This window comes from Corynebacterium sp. HMSC063A05, assembly GCF_001809695.1.
Lineage (GTDB): Bacteria > Actinomycetota > Actinomycetes > Mycobacteriales > Mycobacteriaceae > Corynebacterium > Corynebacterium amycolatum.
Genome location: NZ_KV798496.1, coordinates 334,729 through 359,269 on the forward strand (window position 1 = coordinate 334,729; position 24,541 = coordinate 359,269).

Consider the following 24,541-nt stretch of genomic DNA (forward strand, 5'->3'; position numbering starts at 1 on the left):
TTGAAGATCGCCTGCACCGAGATTGTTGAACAATGTCTCGTATGTTAATTGGTGATGACCGCCACACAAAAGTGCTTTAGTAGTCTGTATTACATGACTACCCCCGGAAACATCCTCGACGATCAGACCCACACGTCCTCTGGGGAAAAACAACATGACGTTTCAGTAGCGGATGCCACCGCAACTGTCCTGCGCCGAGAGATTCTCGCCGGAAAGCACTACAGCGGCGAGCAGCTCCGTGAAACCCAACTTGCTGCGCGACTACAGGTCAGTCGCAACACCATCCGACAGGCGTACCGGAAGCTGGAATCTGAGGGGCTACTTACTCACATCCCTCATCACGGCGTTTTTATCGCCTCCTTCGACAAAGAACGCATCCGCGAACTGTATGCTTTTCGCCATGTCGCCGAATGCGGAACACTGCGGTCGCTAAGCAAGAGCCAAGCAAAGCTCCTCGGCGAAGAGATTCTTTCTCTTTGTGGTTCGCAGTCATCATTGAACCTTCCCGAACGGAATAATGCCTTTCACCTCGCCATCGTCAGGGCTTCCGGGTCTCCCGACCTGTTAGCAACCGCCGAATCCATTCAGGCCCAACTCCGTCTTTGCTTCCTCTCCTACCCCCAAAGCATCGAACTCCATGCCCGATACGCCGATCGCCACATCAGTATCGCCAAGGTTCTCATCGAAGACACCCCGCACCACGCCGCCGACCTCCTCAGCGCCTACCTCAACGAGTCCTTCGACGCCGTCACCGCTGCCCTCCCACCTGCCACCCGTTCATAATTAGCAGCTAGGACTACAGTGATGGACATGGCAGCAAATTCAGGCAACGCATACGCAATGACCATTACGGAGTTCGGCCCCGCTGACATTTTCACCAGGACACCTATCGAGCCTGCAGAGCCCGGCCCCGGTGAAATCCTGGTCAAAACCACAGCCATCGGCGCAAACCCGCTGGACTACAAGATGCGCGATGGATCTTCCGGCCTGTGCGCAAAGTTCACCCCTCCCGCGGTGCTCGGACGTGAAGCCGCTGGCGAAGTCGTTGCCGTCGGCGAAGGTGTGGACAGCTTCGCCCCCGGCGACCGTGTCTTCGGCATGCGCAGCTTCGACGACTTCCGCGGCACCTACGCAACGCACAACGTCTTCCCCGCCGACGGTGTGGTCCGAACGCCCGATTCGCTTGACGACGTTACCGCTGCGGGCCTTGCCCTAGTGGGAATCACGGCGACCGTGGCTGTCGAGCAGCTTGCAAAGGTAAAAAGCGGTGACACCGTACTAATTCATGGTGCCGGTGGCGGTGTTGGCCAGCTGATGACGCAGCTGGCGGTCGCCCGTGGCGCAACTGTGTTGGCCAGTGCGTCGTCACGCCATCATGAAAAACTAGTGGGCTTTGGCGCGCAGCACATTGATTACACAGCGGAAGATGTATTCAAGGCTGTGCGCCAGCAGTTCCCCGAGGGCGTGGACGTTGTCCTTGACGGCGTGTATTTCGATACTTTCCTCCCCTCGCTGGATGTGTTGGCATCGGATGGTCGGATTGTGGCGCTGCCTTCGCTGGCCGATTTAACACCGGCGAAGGAACGCGGCATTGAGGCACACATCCCGGCTATTTCGAATGACACGACTATTTATGCAGACCTGGCCGACCGCGTGGTTGCCGGTGAGATTTCGCTTCCTATCGGCCTGACTAAAAATCTCACCGAGGTCGCGGAGGTCCACCGGGTATTGGAAGACGGACACGCTGACGGCAAGGTTGTGATGACCGTCGACTAATTCAAGTGCGTTACTACAGCTCGCGACGAGCGTTCTGATACGTCTTCGTCAGCGAGCACCAGAGCTCGTCGGCATCAGAGATGGCTTCCACCAGCTCCCGGTTAGTCATAGTTTCGCGCTGCTCGCGCAGTCGGTTGTTTAGCTTTCGAGCTCGAGAGAGCTCACCGCGTAGTTCGATGAGCTCCGGCGTAGCCTCTCCGGAGGCAAATACATCTTTGTAGATGGTGCCGACCCCCATTGTGGTGTTCACGTTGTCCCAGGCAGAGAGGATTGCGGTGAGCTGGTACTCGGTGTCCATGGCAATCTGCTGTAGCTCAGCGTGATTACGCTCGGCGAGCTCGTGCGCCTCAGCGCTGCGGCGCACACCGACCCACGCCTGGTATGCAATGAGAATCGCAAGCACCAAGCCCGCAACTGGCAATGCATATTGCAGAATCCACAGCGTGACACCGAAGAGCTGAACAATCAGGCCGAAGAAGAAAAATACGACAATGACCGTCGCGCACCCGTTGTCGGAGCCTGAGCGTTTACTCATCGCGGCGTCACCTCCGCCGCAGCATTCAAAATCGCATCGGCCCCCAGGTGGCTGGCGTAGCCAAGTCCGATGGCTGCTGCCAAAAGGAGTATTGCCAGCAACGTATAGACGATTGCCTCTTTGACGGTGCTAGTGACCGCAATGCGCTGCTCTTCGTAGTCCAGCAGTGCCCGCATATCTTTGGTCGAGGCATTCAAGCGGCGTTCGAGATTAGCCATGTGTTCCTGCTGCTCAGCAGGCGAGATAGCGATGGCATTGAGTGGCACATCAACGCTCTCGACACTGGCATATGCCTGTCGACGAGCACTCTTCACGCTGTCGAACGAAACTGACGGTGCGGGTGGCACTTTAGTTGGCCCAGTGAGATTCCGCGACACCTTATAGTAAGAGCGCGCTGCGGCCCTCGTCAGTTCGTTGTTGGAGTCGCCTTGATTGCCCATAGTGCCGAGTCTGCCACATGAATTTTCTTTGGCTCGGTATCGTCCACCTCATCGAGGATGGCAAAGACATGCATGCCTGCATATGGTGCGGCTTCGGCTCGGAGCACAGTCCCCGGTCCTACCCCTGATGTCGCCAAATAGCGCAGTAGTTCAGGGTCGGAGTCATTAATGCGATCGACTACCACCATCGCGCCGGCTTCGATATCCGTCAGGTCGGTGCGCACTGCGCTGGCGATGGTACCGCTTGCGCTGGGAATTGGATCGCCATGCGGATCGCGCTCAGGGAATCCCAGCATTGCATCAATGCGACTAATGAAATCATCCGAGACCGCATGTTCAAGCTTTTCGGCTTCCTCGTGAACCTCATCCCAGGTGTATCCCAGAGTCGAGACCAAGAAGCTTTCAATCAACCGGTGGCGACGCACCATGATTAGCGCAATGTCTCGCCCACGGTCCGACAGGCTAATGCCCCGATACGGCTCGTGGTTGACAAGGCCACGTGCAGCTAGCTTCTTTACAGCCTCGCTGGCGGTGGGCTTCTTTTCGCCCATCCGCTCAGCGACGTCGCCAAGTGCCACTTTTTCACCGGTGCGCTCGTGCAAATCCCAAATGACCTTGAGGTAGTCCTGGGTCTTTGCTGGTAAATCCTCCACGTGCATTCTTCAAACTCTAGCGCTATTGCGTGTTGACGCAATCTTGAGGGGGACATAGAAACAGCCGGCGCATACACCAATGCAGCCACCAACTGACAGATTCGCCGCCACCGCAATGAATAGCCCCACCAGGCCAATCGCGATACCCATCAATGGCGCCAACACGAATAGCAAACGGGTATCGTTCACTACCCCAACGAGCGCAGCTGCCGGGGCAGCTAGCAGCGCGATGGATAGAATCGTGCCGACAGCCGGAATCAGCGCCACCAGAGTCAGAACGATGAGCCCGCTGGTGACCAGCTGTGCTTTTCTCCTCGAATGCGCGACTCCGAAAGACTCCGGGTCGAAGGTGAAGTAAATCAGCTGCCGCCACCGAGCCACCAGCACCAACGCCACCAGCAGCAAGAGGCCACCGGACAGCGCAATATCAATCTTGTTCACGTTGAGTACGCTGCCGACCAGGAAACTCTCTACCTTCACCGGCAACGGGGCGAACCACTTGTTCAGGAAGTAGCCCAGTGCGAACCCAAATGTCAGCACAATTCCCGCCGCCGAGGACGTCGTTCCCACCTTTGACAGACCGAACAGCGCCCCAATCGGAATACACATCAGAAATGCTCCGATAAAGAGGAACACCGAAATCCACGAGTGGCTCAGGCCGAGCGCTGCCGCAATAACAACGCCCACAACCGCGCCGGGAAAAGTCGCATGTGTAATCGCTTCTGCGAAGAACACTTGTTTTCCCAGCACCGCGAGCACCCCAACTACTCCAGCCAGGGCTCCTACCAGTATCAGTTCGATAATTGGCAAAATCAGGATGCTAGACACGGTCGCCTCCCAGCACGACGCGCAGCCCCAGTGCCATGAAATACAGTCCCACCGAGGTCAGCGCGACGACTGCCTGAGGCGACACCGGCCCCAAAGGCACCAGTGCCAAACCAACGATTCCGCTGAGGCAGCCCACTGCAATCGCGATCGGCACCATCACATGAACTCGGCGAGTCAGCAGTCTCGCCGCCGCTCCCGGCACGACCAGATATCCGACTACCAGCAGCACGCCCACTGCGCTTGCCGACGACACCACGACCGCAGCAATCGCCGCGTTAATGGTGAGGTCGGCGCCCCACACATTGACGCCTGCGGCTTTGGCACCGAAGCGATCAAAGGCAACAAACACCTGCTGGCGCCAGGTCACTGCGATAAGAACCAAGGCGATGGCACAGACAATCAGGGCGCTGGTGAGACGGGAGTCAGTGACTTCCAGCAGTCGCCCGAACATGAGCGCTTCCAGCTGTCCTGACTGGTCACCTTTCTTCAGCGAGAGAATCACGCCGATGGAAAAGAAGCTGGTCAGTACGACTGCTACTCCAGCTTCCGACATGTGCGAGCGCGATACTAAGGTCAGTGCTACTGCCACTACCACCGCAAATGCTGCAGCCACCGGGATAATCATGTCGATGCCGCCGAATACGGCACCGGCCACAATTCCGGGAAAAATAGAATGCACCATGGCCTCCGCATTGAACTCGAGGCCACGCAGGTTCACGATGACACCGACCAGGCCAGAGACCGCCCCGAGGGCAATCAGCAGCACTAGTGGCCTGAACATGAAAGGCGCTACCCCAAGCTCATTCGCAAGCTCAGTCCACATAGGCTGGCACCAACTTCGAGGTCGCACCAAAAGCTGGCTGCTCCGCCACGATTAATGTGTTTTCGCAGGTTTCCTCGGCAAGCACGAGATCATGGGTGGCCGCGATAATTGCCGTGCCATTTTCCTTCAGTTCGTTGAGGAGATTCAGCAGCATCGCCCGATTTTCAGCGTCGAGGCCGTTAAACGGCTCGTCGAGAAGCACGAGTTGCGGACGTGCGACGATGGCACGCGCCAACAGAACGCGTTGCTGCTGACCACCGGAGAGGTTGCCGAAACGTTCACTGGTGCGGTCGGCAAGCCCGACTTTGGCTAGCGCTGCGTGGATGCGTTCTTTGCGGTGTCCAAGCGGTTGGAAGGGGCGCAGTTCGTGCAGCACCCCCATGGCGACGACATCGAAAGCCGTGACCGGAAAAGTGCGATCGAGGTCTGCCGACTGCGGGACGTAGGACACAATCTTCGCGTTGTTGTGCATCTCACCAGCGAGAATACGAGTCCCACCCAGGATTCCGCGCAGCACAGTCGTTTTTCCAGAGCCATTGGCGCCGATGAGTGCAAGCCCGGTACCCGGCGCGACATTGGCGGTGATGTGATTGACGATGGGTACCGCCGTGTAGCCGAATGAGGCATCGCGGAGCGTGACTATGGGCTCGGCAGACATGGGGTTAGCTAAGCGGTTACGGCTCACTTGATGCCCTCTGGCAGCGGCGCGACAGTTCCGTCCCATGCCGTCACAACCTGAGTGACGTTGTGGATGATGGAACCGATGTAGGTTTCGCCATCACTGCCAGCCGGACCAAGGGAGTCGCCGTAGAGTGCGTCCTCACCAACGATGGCCTTGACACCTGCGGCCTTAGCGATCGCCTCAATTGATTTCGAGTTGTTCGAGTTCTCCGCAAACAGCGCAGTTGCACCCGAGTCCTTCACGGTCTTTGCCGCCTCGGCGATATGCGCGACCGTGGCATCCTGCTGCTCGTTGAAATCAGACAGCGCTGCACCGATGAAGTTGATATTGAACTCGTGGGAGAAGTATCCAAAGGCATCGTGGCTGGTAAACAGCACAGGGTCCGACACGGTGGCGATGGACTTATTTGCCCACTCATCCAGCTGATTCAACTTGTCCTGGTAGGCCGCAACGTGGTCGGCGATGGTGGACTTCAGCTCATTGTCGCCACGTTCCTCAGCGACCTGTTCCAGTGCGTAGCCGATATTGGCAACCTGAACCTTGGCGTTCTTCGGCGAGGTCCATACATGCGGATCGAAGCGGAATTCCGCCTCCTCACCGGGTTCTTCCGGCGGGAATGGCCATGGGGCGACATCAATCTTTTCCACCCCTCGGTCGATGGTGTAGTTACCATTCTTCGCCTTCTCTGGTGGCAGCGGCTTGGTTTTGTCCGTGTCCTTGGCTGCCTTCATGGCATCTACGTCACCTGCAGTGAGAACGCCACTGGTTACTGCCATCGTTCCGGAAAAGCCCGAGGACTCAATCGCCTGGTCCAGGAAGTGCTCCAGATCAACCCCGTTGACGAACAAGAGATCGGCGTTACCAGTCTTGGTCAGCTGCTCATGGGTCATTTCCAGCTCATGTGCTGTTGCATTCGGCGCCAACAGACAGGTCAAATCAACTTCATCGATGTCCAGCTGCTTCACGTAATCACAGATCTGTGTCGTGGAAGCCACGACGTTGATTGGGTTCTCGCCGCTGGCTCCCTCACTGCCATCGCCACACGCTGCAAGGCCAGCGCCCGCTAGCAAGATTGAAAGGCCCGCACACATGGACTTAGCTGATCGCGAAAGCTTTCCGGAAATTGTCATGTTGGTGTCCGCTCTTGATTGTTTGTTATTGCTTTACGACGGCTTCGCTGACCGACCGCTTCAATAAAGCTGGTCACTTTAAGGACGGTTGGGGCGCACTTCGCCGTTCATCTATCAGGTGTGAGAGTAAACCTAACGACATCTATTTTCAACCTGTTGAACTCAGATGTTTTTGGTATTACATTTTTTGAAGATAATGATTGAACAAAATCTAACCGCTGGCCGTTGCGCCACAGCACCAACCTTCCCGCCACAACATCAGCCATGATGGAGACATGGAAGCGAAGATTTACCACAACCCCCGCTGCTCAAAGTCCCGCCAAGCTCTCGCCGTACTACGCGAGGCCGGAATCGAGCCGGAGATCATCAAGTACCTAGACACTCCTCCAACCAAGACCGAGCTGCGCTCGCTAATCGAGACGGCCGGCCTGAACGTCATCGATGCCGTGCGCACAAAGGAAGCGGAGTTCAAGGAACTGGGACTCTCCAAGGACTCCAGCGACGAGGAACTTCTGGACGCAATGGTTGCGCATCCACGCCTGATTGAGCGCCCGTTTGTCGTCACCAATAAGGGGGTAAGGATGGCGCGCCCCACCGAGGCCATTAACGACATTCTCTAACCGATGACAAGCGTTAATCGCTTTTACACCAACCCCCTTCAAAGGTCTCCAAGACCAGCAAGTTAACAGCCCGTTAATAGGAGATAAAGCCACTGTAAACTCGCCGCTGAAACGATAAAGCTCTCCGCCTGCTGTCCCTAGCCACCCGCACAGGTTGCACCAGAGGCAGCGGCGGCCTTCAGCGAAAGGACTCTCATTATGAGCAGTCAGAGGCTCGGCTGGCTCAGCGCACCCGGCCCAGCAGCTCCCCTCCCCGAGGAAAAAATTGCCCCGACCTACCGGACCTGGCGATTCAACGTCTTCATGGGCATCTTCATCGGCTACGCGGGCTTCTACCTCATCAGAAATAACATCCCCCTGGTGTCTGCCGTGCTGGAAAAGCACGACCTACTTGGCGCAGCCGGAATCGGCATCGTAGCCAATGCAGTTCTGTTCTCCTACGGCCTATCCAAATTCTTCATGGCCATGCTCTCCGACAGAGCCAATGCCAGGTACTTCCTCCCACTTGGCCTAGCACTGTCCGCGGTCGTAAACCTCTTTGTTGCGTTCGTCCCAGCCATCAGCGCCTCTGTTGCAATATTCGCGACAGTCATGTTCATCAATGGTTGGTTCCAAGGCATGGGCTGGCCTCCCTCTGGACGAGTTGTCGTCCACTGGTTCTCGACATCCGAGCGCGGCACTTTGATGTCGATCTGGAACACTGCCCACAATGTCGGCGCCGCCGTCGGCGGTGCTCTGGCAGCCTGGGGCTTGCATTCGTTCGCCACTTCCGACGCCGACTGGACTCCCGCATTCTGGCTACCGGCAATTGTCGCGCTCGCGATTGCCGCCATCGCATTCCTGCTGATTCGAGATAACCCGCAATCCATGGGCCTGCCTCCGGTCGAGGAATACCGTAACGACCCGGACAAAGTCGAAGGAACTAATGACGAGGCACAAGAACCCTGGTTCACAATCGTCAAGAACCATGTTCTTACCAATCCGGTTATCGTCATGCTGGCACTTGCCAATGTATTCGTCTACGCACTCCGTTACGGAGTTCTTAACTGGATTCCGATTTACTTGACAAACGAATTGCACAAGACCAACGTCACGGGCGGAATCATCGGATTCATGCTCTACGAGGGCGCAGCAATTGTTGGCACCCTGCTGTGCGGTTGGGTCTCCGACAAGGTCTTCAAGGGTTGGCGCTCAGGCGCCGGCATGCTCTTCCTGGTTGGCACCGGCATCACCATTTTCGCATATTGGCAGCTACCCGCCACGGCACCATTGTGGATGTTCTACGTGCTCATCTCCCTGATCGGCGCACTCATTTACGGTCCAATCATGCTTATCGGACTGCAGGCCATCGACCTCTCGCCTAAGTATGTTGCGGGAACCGCAGCTGGTTTCACTGGATTGTTTGGATACCTTCTCGGCGCAACACTCGCCTCCACTGGTGTCGGCCTCTTGATCGACTTCGCAGGCTGGAATGTTACATTCGCGACTCTCATTGGAGTTGTCGCTATTGCGTTTGTCCTCATGATCTTCGTCGGCAAATACGAGCGCGAAGTCATGCACAAGGCAGATGAAGCCCGCACCAAAACAGCTCAATAACTGTCAGTCACGGTGTTGCTAGTCGAATATCAACTTCACTCCGTGGGGCCAATACGGTCGCAAGGTCACCAATTCATCGGTACACTCTATGTCACAAACGAAAAACGCGAGTAGACATTACGAATGGAAGGAGACTTCACCATGGGACTTATGGACAAGGCCAAGGAAGCACTGAGCAACGAAGAGAACACCGATAAGGTTCTGGACAAGGCTGAGCAGCTAGGCAAGGAGAAGCTCGGCGAGGACAAGGCCGACCAGATCAAGAAGGCTCGCGACATGGCAGACGAGCGCCTGGGCGACGAGAAGTAAGCTACAGAGCTTTTCACCCCGCATTAGCACCCCACTTTCACAGGGGAGCTGGTGCGGGGTTTTGCTGTCCTTAGGAGATCCCACAGGACCGCTGACGCGCCTTTATTGACAATTATTTTCACATTGTCCATCATTAGCCAAGTGAAAACTATTGTCGATAGAGCTTCTCTTCCGCGTCCTCGAAACCAAAAACTTCGATCCCGGCTCTTCGGCTTTCTGTTTTTCCTGGCCGTCCCCGCCACAATCCTCTTGGCGATCTCCATCGGCCCCGCGGGAACCGGTTTCAGCAACGGCATCGTCGCACTGCTCACTCCGCTCATCAATACGCTTTCCGACGACCTCCCAGCTCTCAACCACCTTCTGCCAGAGATATCCCCTGCCACGCAATCACTTGTCTGGAGCATTCGACTACCGCGCGTCCTCCTTGCGGGACTGGTCGGCGCCTCGCTCGCTGTCGCAGGCGCAACCATGCAGGCAGTCTTTCGCAATCCACTGGCGGAACCCGGTGTTACCGGTGTCTCCTCCGGTGCAGCAGTGGTAGCCGTTATTCTCATCGTCACTGGCGTGGCCGCGAAAGCGCCGTGGGTTCTCTCGGCAGGCGCGTTCATAGGCGCGTTGCTGGCTGTCATATTTGTCCAGATCGTCGCCGGTCTCAATGGCGGCAGCGGAGCCACCCTGTTGCTCGTCGGTATTGCACTCAACGCATTCCTCGGCGCAGTCATCGCCGCCACCATCGCAAACGCACCACACAGTGATGACGCACAACAGGCCATGTTCTGGCTCAACGGCGATTTAACTGCTGCCAATTGGCAGGACATTGCGCTGGCAGTCGGCCCCATTACCGTCGGCACGGTTATCTTGATGATGCTCATTCCCGAACTCAACCTGCTCCTCCTCGGCGAAGAACAGGCCGCTGCCACTGGTATGCGCACAGTCTGGATCCGGCAACTGCTACTCGCCCTGGCTGCTTTAGTCACGGCAGCGGGCGTCGCTGTCACTGGCGTTATTTCCTTTGTCGGATTGGTCGTCCCGCACCTGATTCGCCTTGCCATCGGCCCCGATCACCGCAGCCTGCTGCCCATTTCTATGTGCCTCGGCGCAGTGTTTCTCATTCTCGCCGACCTCGTCGCCCGCAGTCTCTTTTCCCCAGTTGCTCTGCAAACTGGCACAGTCACCGCGTTCCTTGGCGCACCTGCGCTACTCGCGTTGATTCTTCGGCAAGGTGGTCGCCAGTCATGAGTCAGCAGACGCAAAATCTCACTGACCACGTCACTAAGCCAGACACCGACAGCACCGCGCTGCTGCGGGCTACCGACCTCAGTGTCGGTTACCGCAATCGGACCGTCGTAAGTGGCGTGAACCTTGCTATTCGACCTGGCGAAGTCCACGGCATCATCGGCTCCAACGGCACCGGAAAATCCTCCTTGCTCCGTGCTATGGCTGGCATTGTGACACCGAGTTTGGGGCAGGTTGAGCTCCTCGGCACGCCGCTGACGAAGCTTCGTGCCCACGAACGCGCCACTCGATTGGCGTACCTGCCACAGCACACACCGGCCGATGCTGCTATTGACGTTCGAACTGTCGTGGCACTCGGCAGGTACGCGCACCACCGTCGGCGTGACCGTTTCCGCAGCTCACTAAACTCCACGGACCACGACATCGTCGCCTACGCGCTAGACCGCGTTGGTGTCACCGCACTCGCCGACCGCCCTATCACGGCTCTGTCCGGCGGGCAGCGGCACTTGGTGTTCATCGCAAAGCTATTGGCACAACAGGCCAAGGTCATGCTTTTCGACGAACCCACTGCAGCCTTGGACATCGGGTTTCAGCTGGAAATCCTCGAGCTCGTCGGCGAGCTTGCCGACGAAGGCCACGGTATCGGAGTCGTCCTTCATGACCTCAACCTCGCTGCCCGCAGCTGCCACCGGCTCAGTGTGATTCACAACGGCGGATTGGAAGTCACTGGTTCCGCCGAAGCGGTGCTAACACCTCCCCGAATAGATGCGATTTATCGCATCTCCAGCGCTGTCGATACCGATCCGCATACCGGTTCGGTGCGAGTGACGGCGTTGGCTCGGGCTCGCCCGGCTGACTGATTGCGGCTAACTGATTCAGACTGACTGATTCCAGCTAGCGATAACGCAACTGAAAACTTTCCCGACAATCAAAACTCAACATTCAAAGAAGTACTTTCGTGTTTTCACCAACTTCTCCTATCTCTGCCTTGAAGCGAAACTCTAAAAAGGCCTTCGCTCTGCCGTTGATTGCAGCGCTCCCACTCGCTGCGGTGGTCGCTTGTTCCACTTCGGAGGAGGCGTCGCAGCAGCCGTCGTCAAGCGAAACTACGGCGAACCAGCAGGCGCAGTGGCCGCGTACTGTGACCGTTGGCGACCACGACGTTACGGTGCAGAGCCAGCCGAAGCGCATCGTTGCACTGTCGACCGAGGTTGCAGATCTGGCGCTGGAACTGGTTGGGCCAGATCGTGTCGTCGCGGTGACGAAGAACGCGCTCGATGAGAGCTCGGGTAATCAGGTTGAGCTGGCGCGTCAGGTGCCCAATGCGATTGCCAATTCCACAAAGCCGGATCCGGAGCAGATTCTGTCCTATGAGCCGGACATGGTGTTGATGACTAGCCGCCATGATCAGGAACAGTCGGCAAGTAAGCTGCTGGGTGCCAGCGATGTTCCGACCGCGGCGTTTTCCAGCAGTGATTTCGCTTCGCCGAAGGCGCTGGCAGAGTCGGTGACCACGCTCGGCAAGTTGCTCGGAGCCGAAGACAAGGCAGCCGAAATGGTTGCCAAGATTGAATCGGAAACCGAAGAGATTCTCTCAGGAATTGATTCCACAACTAAGCCAAAGACGCTGGTTCTGTTTGCCCGCGGCGGCCAGAAGATGATTATGGGAATGCAGTCGGCGACGACGAATCTCGTTGAGCTGGCCGGTGGCGAGCCGATTTCGCCAAAGGGCAAGCGCCCGGGTGCCGTCCCCGCGGATCCCGAGACAATCGTGCAGCTCAATCCGGATGTCATTTTGATTCAGGATTTCCACGGCCAGGGCAAGGCTCCATTCCAGGAGTTGCTGGATAATCCGGCGCTTGCCGACGTCGCTGCGGTCAAGAATGATCGAGTGCAACTGATCGATGCGAAGACGACCTCTGGCACCGCCGGAATGCATATGCCCGATGGACTGCGTGAGATCGCTGACGCGCTGGCTAAATAGAAGATAGGTTTCACGTCGCTATGTGGATTCATGAAGCACTGACTTCGCCTCCCCGCGGAATGCACTGGGTTTTGTTATCCAGCTGGGGGCGTAGCTTTTTCTTCGCTCTCAGTGCTGTGTCTCTTGGACACGCGCTCGATGCTCTAAGCAGTTTGCACGGCGGTATGACATTCACCAGTGGCGGCAATTGGTTTGGGGAATGGGGACTTCATGAATCCCTGGCCGCTACAATTGTGGCGGTCATTCTGGGAAGCCTCTGTGCTTATGTCACCGAGGCACTACCACCACGGCTAGCTGGGGAGCAGGAAAAGCTGTGGCGCTCGCATGTGGTTGGCAGTGTGCTGAAGCCGGAGTTTTCTGCTCCTGAACAGGCCACGAAGCACGCACATGGAAAAGGGCACGGTGGCGGGAAAGCTGGTCACGCACCTCGAAGCGCCGCCAACACTGGCGAGGGTCTACTCTTCGATACCGCAACCACAAGCGTCGAACAGACCGCGAATTACCGAGCGACATTTCTCGCCCCCACGTTGGCCTCGTTTAGTGCTCCACTGATCATTTTGGCGGTCTGGGCTTTGTGGGTGGATACGAAAACCGCCTTGTGGCTGGCACTATTTTTCATTTCCACGCCGTTGATCATTATTGGTGCTGGAAAGATTCTGCGGAAATCCAATGCGACGTATCGCCGAAAGCAAGCAAAGGCCACCCATGCGTACTTGGAAATGCTCGAAGGGCTGGGAACATTCAAAGTTCTTGGAGCAATTGACCGGGTCATGACGCGTTTTGCCAGCCAAACTCGCACCGCGATGGCTGAGCTCACCGCCCTGCTCGCCCGCAATCAGCTGATGATTATTGTCAACGATGCTGTTTTTGGAATTGCAATGTCGACTACAGCAATCGGCCTTGTCCTGCTGCGTTTACAGGCCGGCGCAATCAGCGTAGGCACTGCTCTCGCAGGTGTTTTTCTATCCGTTCTGCTCTACGAGCCCGTTAATCGTGTCGGTCGGACCTTCTACATCGGACTCGGTGGACGCACCCATCGAAATGGAATTGTGGAGATGTTCGGTGAACCTCCAGCTGAAGCGTCCACAGCCGCAACAGCGCATTCCACCGATGCCTCCGCGCCGCAGGCACCGCACGCACAGCACGCACCGGAGATTTCCCTCCGCGATGTCAGCGTTGACATCGGCGAAAAGCGCATTCTCTCCGATATCAACCTGACAATTCCAGCCGGCAGCAGAGTCGGCATCGTTGGCCCCAGCGGTTCCGGAAAAAGCACACTCCTGCGTGTACTCGCAGGCCTGCAGCCACATTCCGGGGAAGTCTCCCTCGACGGCCACGCTCTTTCAACCCCGGAGTTGCTCGCCAACTCGCTACTCATCTCCCAGCAACCAGCCATTTTCGGCACCACCGTCGCGGACAATCTTCGCATCGCATGCCCGGACGCAACGGCCGTCGATATGCGAAAAGCACTTCGCGACGTGCACTTACTCACCGAAATCGAACAGCGCCCTGGTGGTCTCGATTCGGAAGTCGGCGATCAGGGCAATTGGCTCTCGGGCGGGCAACGACGCCGCCTGGCCATTGCGCGTGGTCTGCTCGGTACTGCTCCGATTGTGCTTCTCGACGAGCCGACAGCGGACATCGATCGCCGGACGGAAGGTCTCATCAAGGAGTCCTTGACCCGCCTCGCTGAAGGTCGCACGAGCATCATGGTCGCTCACCGAATGGAGGCACTATCGGACGTTGACCTGGTCATTGTCGTCGCTGAAGGCCGGATTGTGGCTGCGGGCAAACCCGACGAATTGAGCACAAGCAATGAGTATTACGCACGGGCGCTGACCGAGGAGAGCTGACATGAACAACATCATCTGGTTGCTGCGCTTTTCCGCACAGGCTCGCGGGGCGCTCAGCGCATCTATCCTCGCACGCGTGGTTGGGCACATACTGGGTGCATTAATGCTGGCCGTGCCTGCCTGGGCAATTGCCACAATTGCGCTGTTGAAGTGGGACGCAACCGGCTCGTCGCAAAGCAAGGGCATGACGTGGACCTGGGCGGTCATTGGCGTGATTGCGGGGCTGGCGCTGCTGAAAGCGATTCTGCGGTATGTCGAGCAGTACCTCGGACATTTGGCGGCATTTCAGCTGCTCGGCGAGCTGCGACTGTGGATCGTCGAGCGCCTTATCCCGCAGGCGCCCGCGATAACCGATGGGCTGGGTACTGCCAGGATCCACACGATTGCGATTCGTGATGTTGACCGTGTGGAAGTCTTCTTTGCGCACACAATTGCGCCTGCGGTGACGGCCGTATTAATTCCTCTGCTGGCAGTCGTGACAGCGTCATTGACTGCCGGAGCACTGCCTACGATTGTTCTGGCACTGACCTTTGCGGTTGGCTTTGTGATTGCGCTCGCAGGCGCTAAGAAGACGACGGCGGAGGCCTCCGCAACGAACTCCACACGCACGGAAGTTGCGCAGTATATCGCCGATACACTGCGACTTCGGGAGGAAATCCTCATCTACGGCGCAGCCGAGCAGCGGCTGCGGGGACTGCGCGAGCTCGACGAGCAGCTCACCCAGAAGATGCGTGCAGGCGGCAAGCGGGCTGGACTGCGCTCTGGTGCGACTGGGCTTCGGATTTGGGGCGGCAGCATCGCTGTCTTTTGTGCTGGTATCCCGGCGCTTTCAGCCGATCACCGCATGCTGCCCGCAGTTTTGGTGGCGACGTCCCTGGTGGCGGGAACAGCTGCATCGATGGATTCGATCGAGCGCCTGGCATCTTCTCTGCCAGCAGGGCTCAATGCAGTCACTCGGATTAGGGAGCTGGCCGCGCAGCCACCGACTGTGGAAGAACCGCGGCAGCCGGAGCAGCTGGAGATGCCGAATCAGTTTGAACCGCGACATGCGCAGGGCGCCCGGGCCAACTCCGCCGACCCTGTCCCTGCCCTCGAACTGAGCGATGTCAGCTACCACTACCCTGGCGCCGACAGCCCGGCACTGACCAACATCAATCTGCGCATTGCCACAGGCCAGTTCATCGGTGTCGTCGGCCCAACCGGTTCGGGCAAGTCCACACTCGCCAGGCTAATCCAACGGCATGTCGATCCGGATTCCGGCGAAGTCATCATCAACGGCCACAATGCCCGTGACCTCGGCTCAACCAAGGTCTGCCGAGCTGTTGTTGTCGCAGATCAGAATCCTTTTCTCATGGAGGCCACCGTCGCTGAGAATTTGTGTCTCGGCTCACCTGATGGCTGCGAGGTTCCCGAATCACTGATGCGCTGGGCACTCGAACTCGCCGCCATCGACCCTGCTGAGCTGCCGCTGGACAGGACCATTGGCCGCCGCGCACAGCGGCTTAGCGGTGGTCAGCGTCAACGACTAGCGCTGGCTCGCACCTACTTACGCGCGGTACTTGCCGACGGCTCCGTACCCAACGGCCCCGTCGCACACCTCGCCGGAAAGATTGTCATTTTCGATGAAGCCACCAGCCACCAGGATCCACTGACGCAGGCTCGTATCGTGGATAATGCCCGCTCATGTGGCGCGACCTGCATCTTCATCGCACACCGACTTCAGACGCTGGCTCAAGCCGACGACATCCTAGTCATCGAAAACGGCCAACTCATCGAGCGCGGCACTTACGACAACCTCTTGAGCGCCGACGGGGCCTTTGCTCGACTTGCGCGCGCCGAGGTCTAGGCTCGATCTAGCTCTCCGCGCAGGTCTTCCGCAGCACTCGGATACTCGCCTAGTGATCCTCGACGAGCTCGCGGAGCCGCGCAAAGATTACCGCGCCATCGTGGCGAATACCGTCATGCTGGAATGCATTGGTCACATGTGGCCGCAGGTCGCGGTAGCTGTTGGCTGTCTCCATGGAGTACTCGAACGGTACGAAAATGTCGTCAAGATAAACCGCGGCTGCCGCGGTCGGAGCGTCGGCAAGCAAACGCGCGGAATCATACGGTGAGCTTTCCCAGGTGTGCTGCGCCAATTCTTCGGCCTTTCCCTTGAACGGAATAAGCGCGGGATCTTCGTCGAATTGCCAGGGGAAAATGTGCTCGCCGGTGAGGTAAAACGGCTCGTCTCCTGCGGGATTGGCATTTTCTTCGAAACCTGGAACTTCCTCGCGAATGCGGTGAGCTGCCCAATTAGTTGTGGGGTGGTCCCCGACGCCACCATAAATAGATTCGTGAATCGCGGCGTATAGCGGACCGTCGGCGAAACTCACGCGGGATCCGACATCGGCTAGGAAATCAATGCGCAATTGCTTTTCGCCATCGCGAATGTTGAATGGCTCTTCCAACAAATACGCCAGATTATGGAATCCATCTCCGCGGCCTAATTCAATTCCGATGGTTCGGAATCGGCGAGAACTCAGACGCTCACCAGTGGGGAGAGTTTCTGCAGATTGCTCCAGGTGCGCACAGATTTCTCGAATGCGGTTTTCGGCCCAAGGATACTCGCGATAAAAGCGCTCGTGGCGGGTGCGCAGCTTCCCATATGTCGTGCGATAAAGGTCATCAGCGCCACGGTCCAGAACGGGCAAACCACCTGTGAGGTAAGCGTGCTCCACGGATTCCGGATAGCGGCTGAGATATGAAGTAATGCAAAAACCACCAAAGGACTGCCCATACAGTGACCATCTCGCAATGCCCAAATACTTTCGCAATGCTTCCGCATCTTCGACAATGTATTCCTGACGCAATTGCGCAAGCCGCGCGGCCGGAATACCCGCAATATTGGCCGCATCAATTCGATGCGAGCGTCCCGTGCCACGTTGATCCAAAAGAATCACGCGGAATTCCTTCAGCGCCTCACCAATTACTCCGCTAGTTCCCACCGGACGCGGTGCCGGGAAGCCTGGACCTCCCTGCAAATAGACAACTGCCGGCGCGTCCTCATTTCCTGGCGCATAGATCTCCCTTGCGAAGAGCTCAAATGTCGCAGCATCCGCAGCCCCGGCAAAAGGATCCCAGGGAACCTCAAGGGTGTGTTCCTTAATAATGTGCCCAAAATGCCTGCTCACAGTACTCGTCGATGCCATGTCTCTACCGCTCCTCTAATCCCGCTGGTCGTATTTCTTCATTAGCTTTGCGACGAGCAAATCGGTCGCCTCATCGTCAGCAAGAATTTGATCCAACATCTCCCGGTATTCCCGCTGCCGCAGCGCAGTATCTTCCCCGTAATCGTCATAGGAATCGCCGGATAGGTCCACACCGAAATTGGATTCATCGCTTTCGTCTTGCTCTGTCTCCTGTTGTGCCGACGGAACTTCCAGATCCGCTGGGAAGTCCGCATTGAACTCCTCCAGGAATTCCTCCGCGTTGGCCTCTGCGTCGGAACGCGATACTCCCCTATCGACCTCAGCCTGAATGCGACGCTGCAGCGCCTTTTCCATCTGGCGGTGGCGCCAACTGCGCAGGCGCGCGGGCTCGAAGCGTCGACCGACCTCACGGCTCTTGCCCTCTGCGCGACGCGCGAGGACCGCAATCTGCGACGCGGTGTCGTTCAATGGTGCCCACTCAGAGCGTGCCGATACGCGCCAATTGCCCCAGTACCCCAGCAGCGACAGCAGAATGCTGACGACGGGACCGACGACCATGGACACGGCCATAAATCCCAGATGGTGGCCTCCGATGACAATAATTGCGCAAGCCACGGCGGGGATGACCGTGGGCTGATTGCCGCCGAAAACAGCGGGTACCCGTCCGGTAACAATGTCACGAATCATGGAACCGCCAGTGGCTGTGAAAACGCCCATCATGATGCACGGCAGAATGGGCAAGCCATACGTGACACCTTTGACCGTTCCCGTAGCGGCCCAAAGACCCGAAACCACAGCGTCACCGTGGACCTGAACGTATTCCCAGGTCTTACCTTTGAAATAGAAAAATCGCGCGATAAGTGCACCGGTGAATGCCAGGATTAGGTACTCCGGCTGACTCATTGCGGCGACGGTGCCCTGGTTAATCAGAACATCGCGAATCATGCCGCCACCCAGTGCAGAGAACAGTGCAATAAAGAAGAACCCGATGATGTCGTAGCCTCGTTGCCGGGCGATGGTGCCGCCGATGATGCCCATGAGCAGGACACCACTGACATCGGACCACCGGTACATCGACTCGATGAGCGGATCTACTTCTGCGACGTTCATGATGTTCAAGCTTAGACGCTGCTATTTTTCAAGCATCAACGAAAGGTCGGGATACCCATGGAAAACGCTGACACCTTTGTTTCGGAACGCCCCAGTGGCAGGCTCATGCGCGGCATCGCAACTGCTTCCCGCGCGCACGATGGGCACTACCGAAAGGGCTCTGGCGTTCCCTATATCAGCCATCCAATGGCGGTAATGCTGATTGCGGCGAGCGTGACTAACGACGAAGACGTGCTGTTGGCAGCCCTCTTCCACGACATTTTGGAAGACGTGCCGGAAAACTACTCACGTGCCGAGATGGAAGATGAGTTCGGACCTCGCGTGGCCACGATCGTCGATGGCGTCACCAAGAATTCTTCCCTGCCCTCCTGGCAGGAGCGTGCCGATGCCTACCTGGAGCAACTTTCTCGTGGCAGCGCGGAGTCAATCATCGTGGCCGCCGCGGATAAATTCCACAATCTCAGCCAAACTCTGGAGGATTTAGACCGCGAAGGCCACTCCCTGTGGCGACGCTTTCGTTCAACTCCGAGCCAGCAGCTCTGGTGGTACACGAATGTCCGCAACGTAATCGCCGAACGACTGCCCGACATGCCTCTGTTGGACGACTTGGACATTCTAATTGAGCGCCTCGATTCCTGGGTACAAGCGGCGTAACCTGCGTTTTTCCAATCGCTTTAAGTTATAAAAACATGTCTAGGCATAGCCTGAACCACTCCGGCAACGGTACAGTGGCAGCCTACGTGGCTCGGATATTTATCACGATATAGAGGCCACGCAACAACAATCCGACAATAGATCCAGGAATACGCAACAGGAGAAAAACAGTGACTTCCACTGATGCATCGTCCACAACCGAACTGCCCACCACCACTCAGCAGTGGGTTCTAGCTTCCCGACCGACCGGCCTGCCGACTGACGAGAATTTCCGCCTCGAGACCGTCGATTTGCCAGAGCTTAACGACGGCGACATTTTGGTAGCCAACTCGGTCGCTACCGTCGATCCCTACATGCGTGGCCGGATGAACGACACCAAGTCGTACGTTCCTCCTTTTCAGCTTGACCAGCCAATGACTGGCGGCGCTGTGGGCACTGTCCTTGCGTCCAAGTCGGATAAGTTCCAGGTTGGCGACGCTGTCCGCCACTCTTATGGCTGGCAGACCAATGCTGTTATTGCCGATTCCGAGGCAACACCGGTTGACCTCAACGTTGCACCGGCTGCTGCCCACCTGGGCATCCTTGGTCTTACTGGACTTACTGCTTACGTTGGCCTGACTGCTGTCGGAGAGATGAAGGAAGGCGACGTCGTCTTTATCTCTGGCGCTGCTGGTGCGGTCGGCTCGGCTGCTGGTCAGTTCGCCAAGCAGATGGGCGCAGCCCGTGTCATTGGCTCCGCCGGCTCGGACGAGAAGGTTGAGCGTCTACTCGAACTCGGCTTTGATGCCGCCTTCAACTACAACGACGGCCCGGTTGCAGAACAGCTGGCAAAGGCCGCTCCAGAGGGCATTGACTTCTACTTCGACAACGTCGGTGGCGACCATCTCGAGGCAGCCATCGGCGCGATGCGCACCTTTGGCCGCGTTGCTATGTGTGGCGCAATCTCCCAGTACAACAACACTGGAGCTCCGACCGGACCACGTAACTTGGCTCTGGCGATTGGCAAGTGCATTACTCTGCGCGGCTTCGTCTTGGGCAAGTACCTGCACCTGGCAGGTGAATTCCAGGAGCGAATGGCTCCGCAGGTCGTCAGCGGTAAGGTCGCCTACGATGTCACCACTCGCCACGGTATCGAGAACATGCCAGCTGCATTCCTCGAACTGTTTAGCGGAGGCAATACCGGCAAGATGGTCGTAGAGTTCTAAATAACTGTCATCGAGTTTGGAGCTAATTCGTGAACACACAGAAACCTCGACTGCTTACGACCGACACACTGCTAGTTCAAGAAACACGCAACGTTATGCGCAGTGAATACTCTATTTTCGATGACAACGGCACCCAGATTGCCCAAATTACCCAAGCAGGATCACTGGGTCGACGCATGTTGGGCATCGGTGTCAAGTACGACATCTTCGATGTGGACGAGGATGGCAAAGAGGGCGACAAGCTCCTCACCATCACCGACCCCGCGAACGTTTTCGGCGACACATACAAGGTTCTCACACCCAACGGCGCTAAAATCGCCACAGCCAAGACCAAACGATTCAGCCTAAAATCACGGCTAACTTTGTCCGTCAAAGGGCTTTCCGACGTCGATGTTGACGGCGGCTTCCGCGGTAAAAATTACGCACTGACCAGCAAGGGACGCCCGATTGCGAAGATTGACCGGAAGTACCGTGGTCTCAAAGGCGCTATTACCGGCAAGGACACGTACGCTCTGCATTTGGAGCCGAACTTGAACGAGGAAACGCGGGCTGCGGTGATCGGTACTGCGCTGGTTATTGACATTGTCAGGCGCAAGAACGATGAGGCTGTAGCGGTTAGTGTGAGCTAGCGCTTCCGCCTTGTTAAAGAACTGCCCTGCTAAGGCGTCACCTTGTGCGGCGCCGAGACTTCCTTCAGCCTGCTGGACATAGCGACACCAACCAGTCCCATTAGTGCCAGGAAGATTAAAGCTGCCGCAGGGCCGAAGCTGGCGATAACACCCGAAAGCGCACCGACGATGAGCAGGACAACGCCCATGATGGTGTTGGCTGCTCCGACATACTCGGTGCGCTTGTCGCCTTCTGCCATGTCCACAACATAGGTCGAACGAGCCACGCGAACACCGGCGTGGACGACGGACATCGCGAAGAAGCCGAGCGGGAAAATCCAAGCGTTCGCACCGGCGGAAAGCCAGTGAGCACTTGCGACCAACAAAAAGAGAACAATAGAACCGACCAGCGAAGAGTAGGTCAACACCTTCTTCGAGGATTTATCCGACCAGATTCCGGCGACTTTTCCACCAACCAAAGAGGCGAAGCCTGCGGCGAGCATGAAGATACCGACATTGGCGCTTACTCCCCCGCCGCTACCGTCAGAGGCTTCCAGATCAGCTCCCACCTGTGCACTTAGGGTTACGATGAACGACGTGGATAGTGCTGTGACCAGCAACAAACTACGGACGATCACAAAGTCGCGGAAGTTCTTATCCTCTTTAAAGAGCCGCCAGGTGTCCTGCCACCAGGTTTTATTCGGTTCTTCCTTGTCCCCGTCGTTGGTGGGCTCAACAATCCCACGGAAAATCAAAACTGCTGCTACCCACGACAGTGCCGCAACAAAGATGAGCCCCGCCACGATTGGTTTGGTGACGTTGTCGCGGATAATCCACAACACTGCACCAACAATAATTGCGGCGACACCGCCCAACATCGCAGCTCGGCCACTAATCTGCCCGCGCTGCCCCTTCGGAATCGTGCGGCCCTGGACATCCTTTGAGGCCATCGAGCACAGGGCTCGGGCCGTCGCAAAGCCTGCAAGCGCGACGATGACAGCGACGCCGAGCGCGGTGCCTTCTAGGAACAACGCAGCCAGACCAATCAGCGCTGCTGCGATGGCTTGCCCCAAAGCACCAGCGATCCAGACGGTTGTGCGGCGCGGGCGAGATTTCACCCAAGGTGTGAAGGCGGCCTGCGGAAGCATCGAACCGGACTCGCGCACCGGCACAAGCATGGCGATGAAGAAGCCCGGCGCGCCAGCCGAATGCAGCAGCCATGGCAACAGCGTCTTCGCCGCGACGATTTGATCGCCGATATTCTGTAGTCCGTTCGCCCAAACGTAACGCTTGGCATTCGCGCGGGCGTGTTTTTGCACCGACTCTGGGGTGCTCCCTGCGTCCGTGGGTTTGTCAGCTTCCGAGCTATCAGTCATGGCTCTCACGCTACCTGCCTGTAGCAACGGCGCTACCGTATGCGGCAGCCCCGCTGTGTCGCCCGACGGCAATTCTCATCCGGCGCTCAGTCGCTACACTCGCGGGAAGAACACCGAATTCCCTCAACGAAAGTAGCAATATGCCCGCTGACCTTTATCGACGTCTTTCCAACCTCGATGGCAAGAGCTACGGTGCATACAAATCTCTTCGTGGCTCCCACGACCTGCCGGATCTCGACACGACACTGTTTATCGACAAGGTCCAATCCGACCCTTACGCCCCAGCATCACGGGCACGCGTCCACATTCCGCTGTCAGTGCTGGACTATCGCGGCGCATCCCGCGCACAACCGGGCAGGTTCAGCACGGCAGAGCTCGACTTATTGAACCGTCGCCTCGTGCGCGCGTTTAAGAAGTATGGCCGCGGTCTGTTTATCGATCCCCCAGGTCAGCAGGTTTTGCGTCGAGCAGCTGTCGCTGAGCTCCGTGGGGATGCGCACGACGTCGATAAGCATGATGATGCCCTCCAGATCTGCCTGGAAATCCAACTGCCCGCCCGCGGCCGACGCATTCTCGGCCGTGAGGCAGCGCGTCTGATCTGTGAGGATTTGTTGGACGCGCTTGACGACGCCATCGTGAACGCACCCATCGATGCGCTCGAGGCAGCCGCGGAATTGGAGTATGACCAGAACTCATTGCGCCGTGCAGTGGCGGACGCGGACCTGATTGGGTTTGTGGCAGACGGGTCCGTGTTGCCTCGTCAGGCGGGCAATAGCCAGCTGCCGAAGCCCGGTGCGACTGCGTTTACCTCGCCGGAATCGTTGCAGCACAGTTTTCAGCTACCTTCGGGGAAAACGGTGCAAGGCATGGGCATCCCGCGGGGCGTGACGTTGATTGTCGGTGGCGGTTATCACGGTAAGTCCACGCTGCTGTCCTCCCTGGTCACGGGCGTATATAACCATGTCGCTGGCGATGGCCGCGAGTTTGTGGTCGCCGACGAGACTGCGGTTGCGCTGCGTGCCGAGGACGGCCGGGCCATCACTGGTGTGGATATCTCACCGTTTATCAACGGTCTTCCCTCCGGTGATGACACGACCCGGTTTTCCACGGCGAACGCGTCGGGGTCGACCTCCCAAGCTGCGGGTCTGATGGAGGCGCTGGGTTCCGGTGCGCGAGTGCTGCTCATCGATGAGGACACCTCCGCGACCAACTTCATGATTCGCGATGAGCGTATGCGCCGACTCATCCCCGATGACCGCGAGCCGATTACTCCACTGGTCGCACGGGTCCGCGAGCTCTGGGAGGACCACGGGATCTCCACGGTCATCGTCGCTGGTGGTTCTGGTGCTTTCATCGATGTCGCGGACACCGTGATTGCTATGGATGCGTACACGCCTTACGACGTCACCGAGCGCGCCCGTGAACTTCGCGAATCTGCCACTCCGGCTGCACCTTCGCCAGCATTCGTGCAGATTGGTGAGCGTTTACTGCAGGCAGGCTCTCCTGCCGGTGAGAGCCGTGGCGGGCATGACGGCCGCGATGGTCGCGGACGTGGCGGTCACCGCGGCGGACGTGGCGGCGGGCGTGATGGTCGTGGCCGCGGTGCGAAACCGCCTAAGCCACCGCGTGCTCGTGGTCTCGAGCTGATTCAGGTGGGCAAGGACAATCTTGACTTGCGCGCTGTCAGTCAATTGATGGACTCCTCCCAAACAGAAGCAATTGCCCGGATTCTGGGGGCCGTCGTCAAGCAGCTCGATGGGCGTACTGACCTTATCGAGCTAATCCAGCGTGAGTACGACAATTTTTGTCATTCGCTCTTCGACGCGACAGCTGAGTTCAATAATTCAGGTCATCTCGCGGAGCCTCGTTTCCAGGAGGTGACGGCGGCAATCAACAGGCTCCGGCTCTTGCGGTAGGAGCCCGAAGGTTGGC

Annotated in this window: 24 protein-coding genes; 14 read left to right on the top strand and 10 right to left on the bottom strand. The window is 57.7% G+C overall.

The window, feature by feature from the left end:
* The first annotated feature begins 93 nt into the window (after positions 1-93).
* Together HMPREF2651_RS03185 and HMPREF2651_RS03190 are read left to right on the top strand one after the other, a co-directional pair.
* Entirely contained in the window at positions 94-783 is a 690-nt protein-coding gene (locus HMPREF2651_RS03185; protein ID WP_049180873.1) for a GntR family transcriptional regulator, read from the top strand.
* A 27-nt stretch (positions 784-810) separates the two neighbouring features.
* Positions 811-1,776: a quinone oxidoreductase family protein gene (locus tag HMPREF2651_RS03190; protein ID WP_235191238.1), complete on the top strand. Its 966-nt coding sequence runs from the start codon at positions 811-813 to the stop codon at positions 1,774-1,776.
* A gap of 13 nt (positions 1,777-1,789) precedes the next feature.
* Here the strand turns inward: HMPREF2651_RS03190 and HMPREF2651_RS03195 are convergent, their stop codons facing one another.
* From HMPREF2651_RS03195 to HMPREF2651_RS03225, 7 genes are all read right to left on the bottom strand, one after another.
* The gene (locus tag HMPREF2651_RS03195; RefSeq protein ID WP_038628219.1) at positions 1,790-2,311 is read right to left on the bottom strand and encodes a hypothetical protein; all 522 of its coding nucleotides are present in this window, start codon (positions 2,309-2,311) and stop codon (positions 1,790-1,792) included.
* Positions 2,308-2,625, bottom strand: coding sequence for a hypothetical protein (locus tag HMPREF2651_RS03200; protein WP_038628215.1), 318 nt, complete (start codon positions 2,623-2,625; stop codon positions 2,308-2,310). The genes HMPREF2651_RS03195 and HMPREF2651_RS03200 overlap by 4 nt, the downstream gene beginning before the upstream one ends.
* 92 nt (positions 2,626-2,717) lie before the next feature.
* Positions 2,718-3,410 carry a metal-dependent transcriptional regulator gene (locus HMPREF2651_RS03205; RefSeq protein ID WP_038628213.1) on the bottom strand — a complete coding sequence of 231 codons (693 nt, stop codon included), beginning with the start codon at positions 3,408-3,410 and terminating at the stop codon, positions 2,718-2,720.
* 3 nt (positions 3,411-3,413) lie between these two features.
* Complete coding sequence (locus tag HMPREF2651_RS03210) at positions 3,414-4,232, bottom strand: metal ABC transporter permease (RefSeq protein ID WP_049180849.1); 819 nt, start codon at positions 4,230-4,232, stop codon at positions 3,414-3,416.
* Entirely contained in the window at positions 4,225-5,055 is an 831-nt protein-coding gene (locus HMPREF2651_RS03215; protein WP_038628208.1) for a metal ABC transporter permease, read from the bottom strand. Before HMPREF2651_RS03215 ends, HMPREF2651_RS03210 begins: the two co-directional genes overlap by 8 nt.
* A complete protein-coding gene (locus HMPREF2651_RS03220; protein ID WP_038628204.1) occupies positions 5,045-5,713 on the bottom strand; it encodes a metal ABC transporter ATP-binding protein in 669 nt (222 codons plus the stop codon). Before HMPREF2651_RS03220 ends, HMPREF2651_RS03215 begins: the two co-directional genes overlap by 11 nt.
* A 23-nt stretch (positions 5,714-5,736) precedes the next feature.
* On the bottom strand, positions 5,737-6,867 hold the full coding sequence (locus HMPREF2651_RS03225) for a metal ABC transporter substrate-binding protein (protein ID WP_038628201.1): 1,131 nt from the start codon (positions 6,865-6,867) through the stop codon (positions 5,737-5,739).
* Positions 6,868-7,142: 275 nt separating this feature from the next.
* On the opposite strand from HMPREF2651_RS03225, the gene arsC reads away from it, so the two are divergent.
* The 8 genes from arsC (at position 7,143) to HMPREF2651_RS03265 (ending at position 16,311) form a co-directional block, all read left to right on the top strand.
* The gene (arsC, locus tag HMPREF2651_RS03230) at positions 7,143-7,487 is read left to right on the top strand and encodes an arsenate reductase (glutaredoxin) (RefSeq protein ID WP_049180851.1); all 345 of its coding nucleotides are present in this window, start codon (positions 7,143-7,145) and stop codon (positions 7,485-7,487) included.
* 198 nt (positions 7,488-7,685) lie between these two features.
* Positions 7,686-9,083 (top strand): MFS transporter, encoded by a 1,398-nt coding sequence (locus HMPREF2651_RS03235; protein ID WP_049180852.1) that lies wholly within the window; start codon positions 7,686-7,688, stop codon positions 9,081-9,083.
* 141 nt (positions 9,084-9,224) lie between these two features.
* Positions 9,225-9,392 carry an antitoxin gene (locus HMPREF2651_RS03240; RefSeq protein WP_080969535.1) on the top strand — a complete coding sequence of 56 codons (168 nt, stop codon included), beginning with the start codon at positions 9,225-9,227 and terminating at the stop codon, positions 9,390-9,392.
* Positions 9,393-9,533: 141 nt separating this feature from the next.
* On the top strand, positions 9,534-10,631 hold the full coding sequence (locus HMPREF2651_RS03245) for a FecCD family ABC transporter permease (protein ID WP_224792231.1): 1,098 nt from the start codon (positions 9,534-9,536) through the stop codon (positions 10,629-10,631).
* The gene (locus tag HMPREF2651_RS03250; protein ID WP_070585972.1) at positions 10,628-11,488 is read left to right on the top strand and encodes an ABC transporter ATP-binding protein; all 861 of its coding nucleotides are present in this window, start codon (positions 10,628-10,630) and stop codon (positions 11,486-11,488) included. The genes HMPREF2651_RS03245 and HMPREF2651_RS03250 overlap by 4 nt, the downstream gene beginning before the upstream one ends.
* Before the next feature lie 98 nt (positions 11,489-11,586).
* Positions 11,587-12,612 carry an ABC transporter substrate-binding protein gene (locus tag HMPREF2651_RS03255; protein WP_049180854.1) on the top strand — a complete coding sequence of 342 codons (1,026 nt, stop codon included), beginning with the start codon at positions 11,587-11,589 and terminating at the stop codon, positions 12,610-12,612.
* Positions 12,613-12,776: 164 nt separating this feature from the next.
* Positions 12,777-14,465, top strand: coding sequence for an ATP-binding cassette domain-containing protein (locus HMPREF2651_RS03260; RefSeq protein WP_239663041.1), 1,689 nt, complete (start codon positions 12,777-12,779; stop codon positions 14,463-14,465).
* A 1-nt stretch (position 14,466) separates the two neighbouring features.
* Positions 14,467-16,311 carry an amino acid ABC transporter ATP-binding/permease protein gene (locus HMPREF2651_RS03265; protein WP_049180856.1) on the top strand — a complete coding sequence of 615 codons (1,845 nt, stop codon included), beginning with the start codon at positions 14,467-14,469 and terminating at the stop codon, positions 16,309-16,311.
* A 49-nt stretch (positions 16,312-16,360) separates the two neighbouring features.
* On the opposite strand, the gene HMPREF2651_RS03270 is transcribed toward HMPREF2651_RS03265, so the two are convergent.
* Together HMPREF2651_RS03270 and HMPREF2651_RS03275 are read right to left on the bottom strand one after the other, a co-directional pair.
* Entirely contained in the window at positions 16,361-17,656 is a 1,296-nt protein-coding gene (locus HMPREF2651_RS03270; RefSeq protein WP_049180857.1) for an alpha/beta fold hydrolase, read from the bottom strand.
* 15 nt (positions 17,657-17,671) lie between these two features.
* Positions 17,672-18,766 (bottom strand): trimeric intracellular cation channel family protein, encoded by a 1,095-nt coding sequence (locus HMPREF2651_RS03275; RefSeq protein WP_038628175.1) that lies wholly within the window; start codon positions 18,764-18,766, stop codon positions 17,672-17,674.
* A gap of 57 nt (positions 18,767-18,823) precedes the next feature.
* Here HMPREF2651_RS03275 and HMPREF2651_RS03280 point away from each other — a divergent pair, with 57 nt between their 5' ends.
* From HMPREF2651_RS03280 to HMPREF2651_RS03290, 3 genes are all read left to right on the top strand, one after another.
* Entirely contained in the window at positions 18,824-19,420 is a 597-nt protein-coding gene (locus tag HMPREF2651_RS03280; protein ID WP_049180858.1) for an HD domain-containing protein, read from the top strand.
* A gap of 170 nt (positions 19,421-19,590) precedes the next feature.
* Positions 19,591-20,625 (top strand): NADP-dependent oxidoreductase, encoded by a 1,035-nt coding sequence (locus HMPREF2651_RS03285; RefSeq protein ID WP_162837321.1) that lies wholly within the window; start codon positions 19,591-19,593, stop codon positions 20,623-20,625.
* A gap of 29 nt (positions 20,626-20,654) precedes the next feature.
* On the top strand, positions 20,655-21,254 hold the full coding sequence (locus tag HMPREF2651_RS03290) for an LURP-one-related family protein (RefSeq protein WP_049180859.1): 600 nt from the start codon (positions 20,655-20,657) through the stop codon (positions 21,252-21,254).
* Positions 21,255-21,283: 29 nt separating this feature from the next.
* Here the strand turns inward: HMPREF2651_RS03290 and HMPREF2651_RS03295 are convergent, their stop codons facing one another.
* The gene (locus tag HMPREF2651_RS03295; protein ID WP_239663042.1) at positions 21,284-22,609 is read right to left on the bottom strand and encodes an MFS transporter; all 1,326 of its coding nucleotides are present in this window, start codon (positions 22,607-22,609) and stop codon (positions 21,284-21,286) included.
* A gap of 140 nt (positions 22,610-22,749) precedes the next feature.
* On the opposite strand from HMPREF2651_RS03295, the gene HMPREF2651_RS03300 reads away from it, so the two are divergent.
* Positions 22,750-24,525 carry an ABC-ATPase domain-containing protein gene (locus tag HMPREF2651_RS03300; protein WP_049180860.1) on the top strand — a complete coding sequence of 592 codons (1,776 nt, stop codon included), beginning with the start codon at positions 22,750-22,752 and terminating at the stop codon, positions 24,523-24,525.
* Positions 24,526-24,541: the final 16 nt, after the last annotated feature.

Coding starts and splice junctions, on each gene's coding strand:
- HMPREF2651_RS03205 (WP_038628213.1), bottom strand. CDS start 3,410: ATGCACGTGGAGGATTTACCAGCAAAGACCCAGGACTACCTCAAGGTC.
- HMPREF2651_RS03250 (WP_070585972.1), top strand. CDS start 10,628: ATGAGTCAGCAGACGCAAAATCTCACTGACCACGTCACTAAGCCAGAC.
- HMPREF2651_RS03220 (WP_038628204.1), bottom strand. CDS start 5,713: ATGTCTGCCGAGCCCATAGTCACGCTCCGCGATGCCTCATTCGGCTAC.
- HMPREF2651_RS03240 (WP_080969535.1), top strand. CDS start 9,225: ATGGGACTTATGGACAAGGCCAAGGAAGCACTGAGCAACGAAGAGAAC.
- HMPREF2651_RS03235 (WP_049180852.1), top strand. CDS start 7,686: ATGAGCAGTCAGAGGCTCGGCTGGCTCAGCGCACCCGGCCCAGCAGCT.
- HMPREF2651_RS03215 (WP_038628208.1), bottom strand. CDS start 5,055: ATGTGGACTGAGCTTGCGAATGAGCTTGGGGTAGCGCCTTTCATGTTC.
- HMPREF2651_RS03280 (WP_049180858.1), top strand. CDS start 18,824: ATGGAAAACGCTGACACCTTTGTTTCGGAACGCCCCAGTGGCAGGCTC.
- HMPREF2651_RS03190 (WP_235191238.1), top strand. CDS start 811: ATGGCAGCAAATTCAGGCAACGCATACGCAATGACCATTACGGAGTTC.
- HMPREF2651_RS03185 (WP_049180873.1), top strand. CDS start 94: ATGACTACCCCCGGAAACATCCTCGACGATCAGACCCACACGTCCTCT.
- HMPREF2651_RS03300 (WP_049180860.1), top strand. CDS start 22,750: ATGCCCGCTGACCTTTATCGACGTCTTTCCAACCTCGATGGCAAGAGC.
- HMPREF2651_RS03265 (WP_049180856.1), top strand. CDS start 14,467: ATGAACAACATCATCTGGTTGCTGCGCTTTTCCGCACAGGCTCGCGGG.
- HMPREF2651_RS03260 (WP_239663041.1), top strand. CDS start 12,777: ATGACATTCACCAGTGGCGGCAATTGGTTTGGGGAATGGGGACTTCAT.
- HMPREF2651_RS03225 (WP_038628201.1), bottom strand. CDS start 6,867: ATGACAATTTCCGGAAAGCTTTCGCGATCAGCTAAGTCCATGTGTGCG.
- HMPREF2651_RS03295 (WP_239663042.1), bottom strand. CDS start 22,609: ATGACTGATAGCTCGGAAGCTGACAAACCCACGGACGCAGGGAGCACC.
- arsC (WP_049180851.1), top strand. CDS start 7,143: ATGGAAGCGAAGATTTACCACAACCCCCGCTGCTCAAAGTCCCGCCAA.
- HMPREF2651_RS03275 (WP_038628175.1), bottom strand. CDS start 18,766: ATGAACGTCGCAGAAGTAGATCCGCTCATCGAGTCGATGTACCGGTGG.
- HMPREF2651_RS03270 (WP_049180857.1), bottom strand. CDS start 17,656: ATGGCATCGACGAGTACTGTGAGCAGGCATTTTGGGCACATTATTAAG.
- HMPREF2651_RS03195 (WP_038628219.1), bottom strand. CDS start 2,311: ATGAGTAAACGCTCAGGCTCCGACAACGGGTGCGCGACGGTCATTGTC.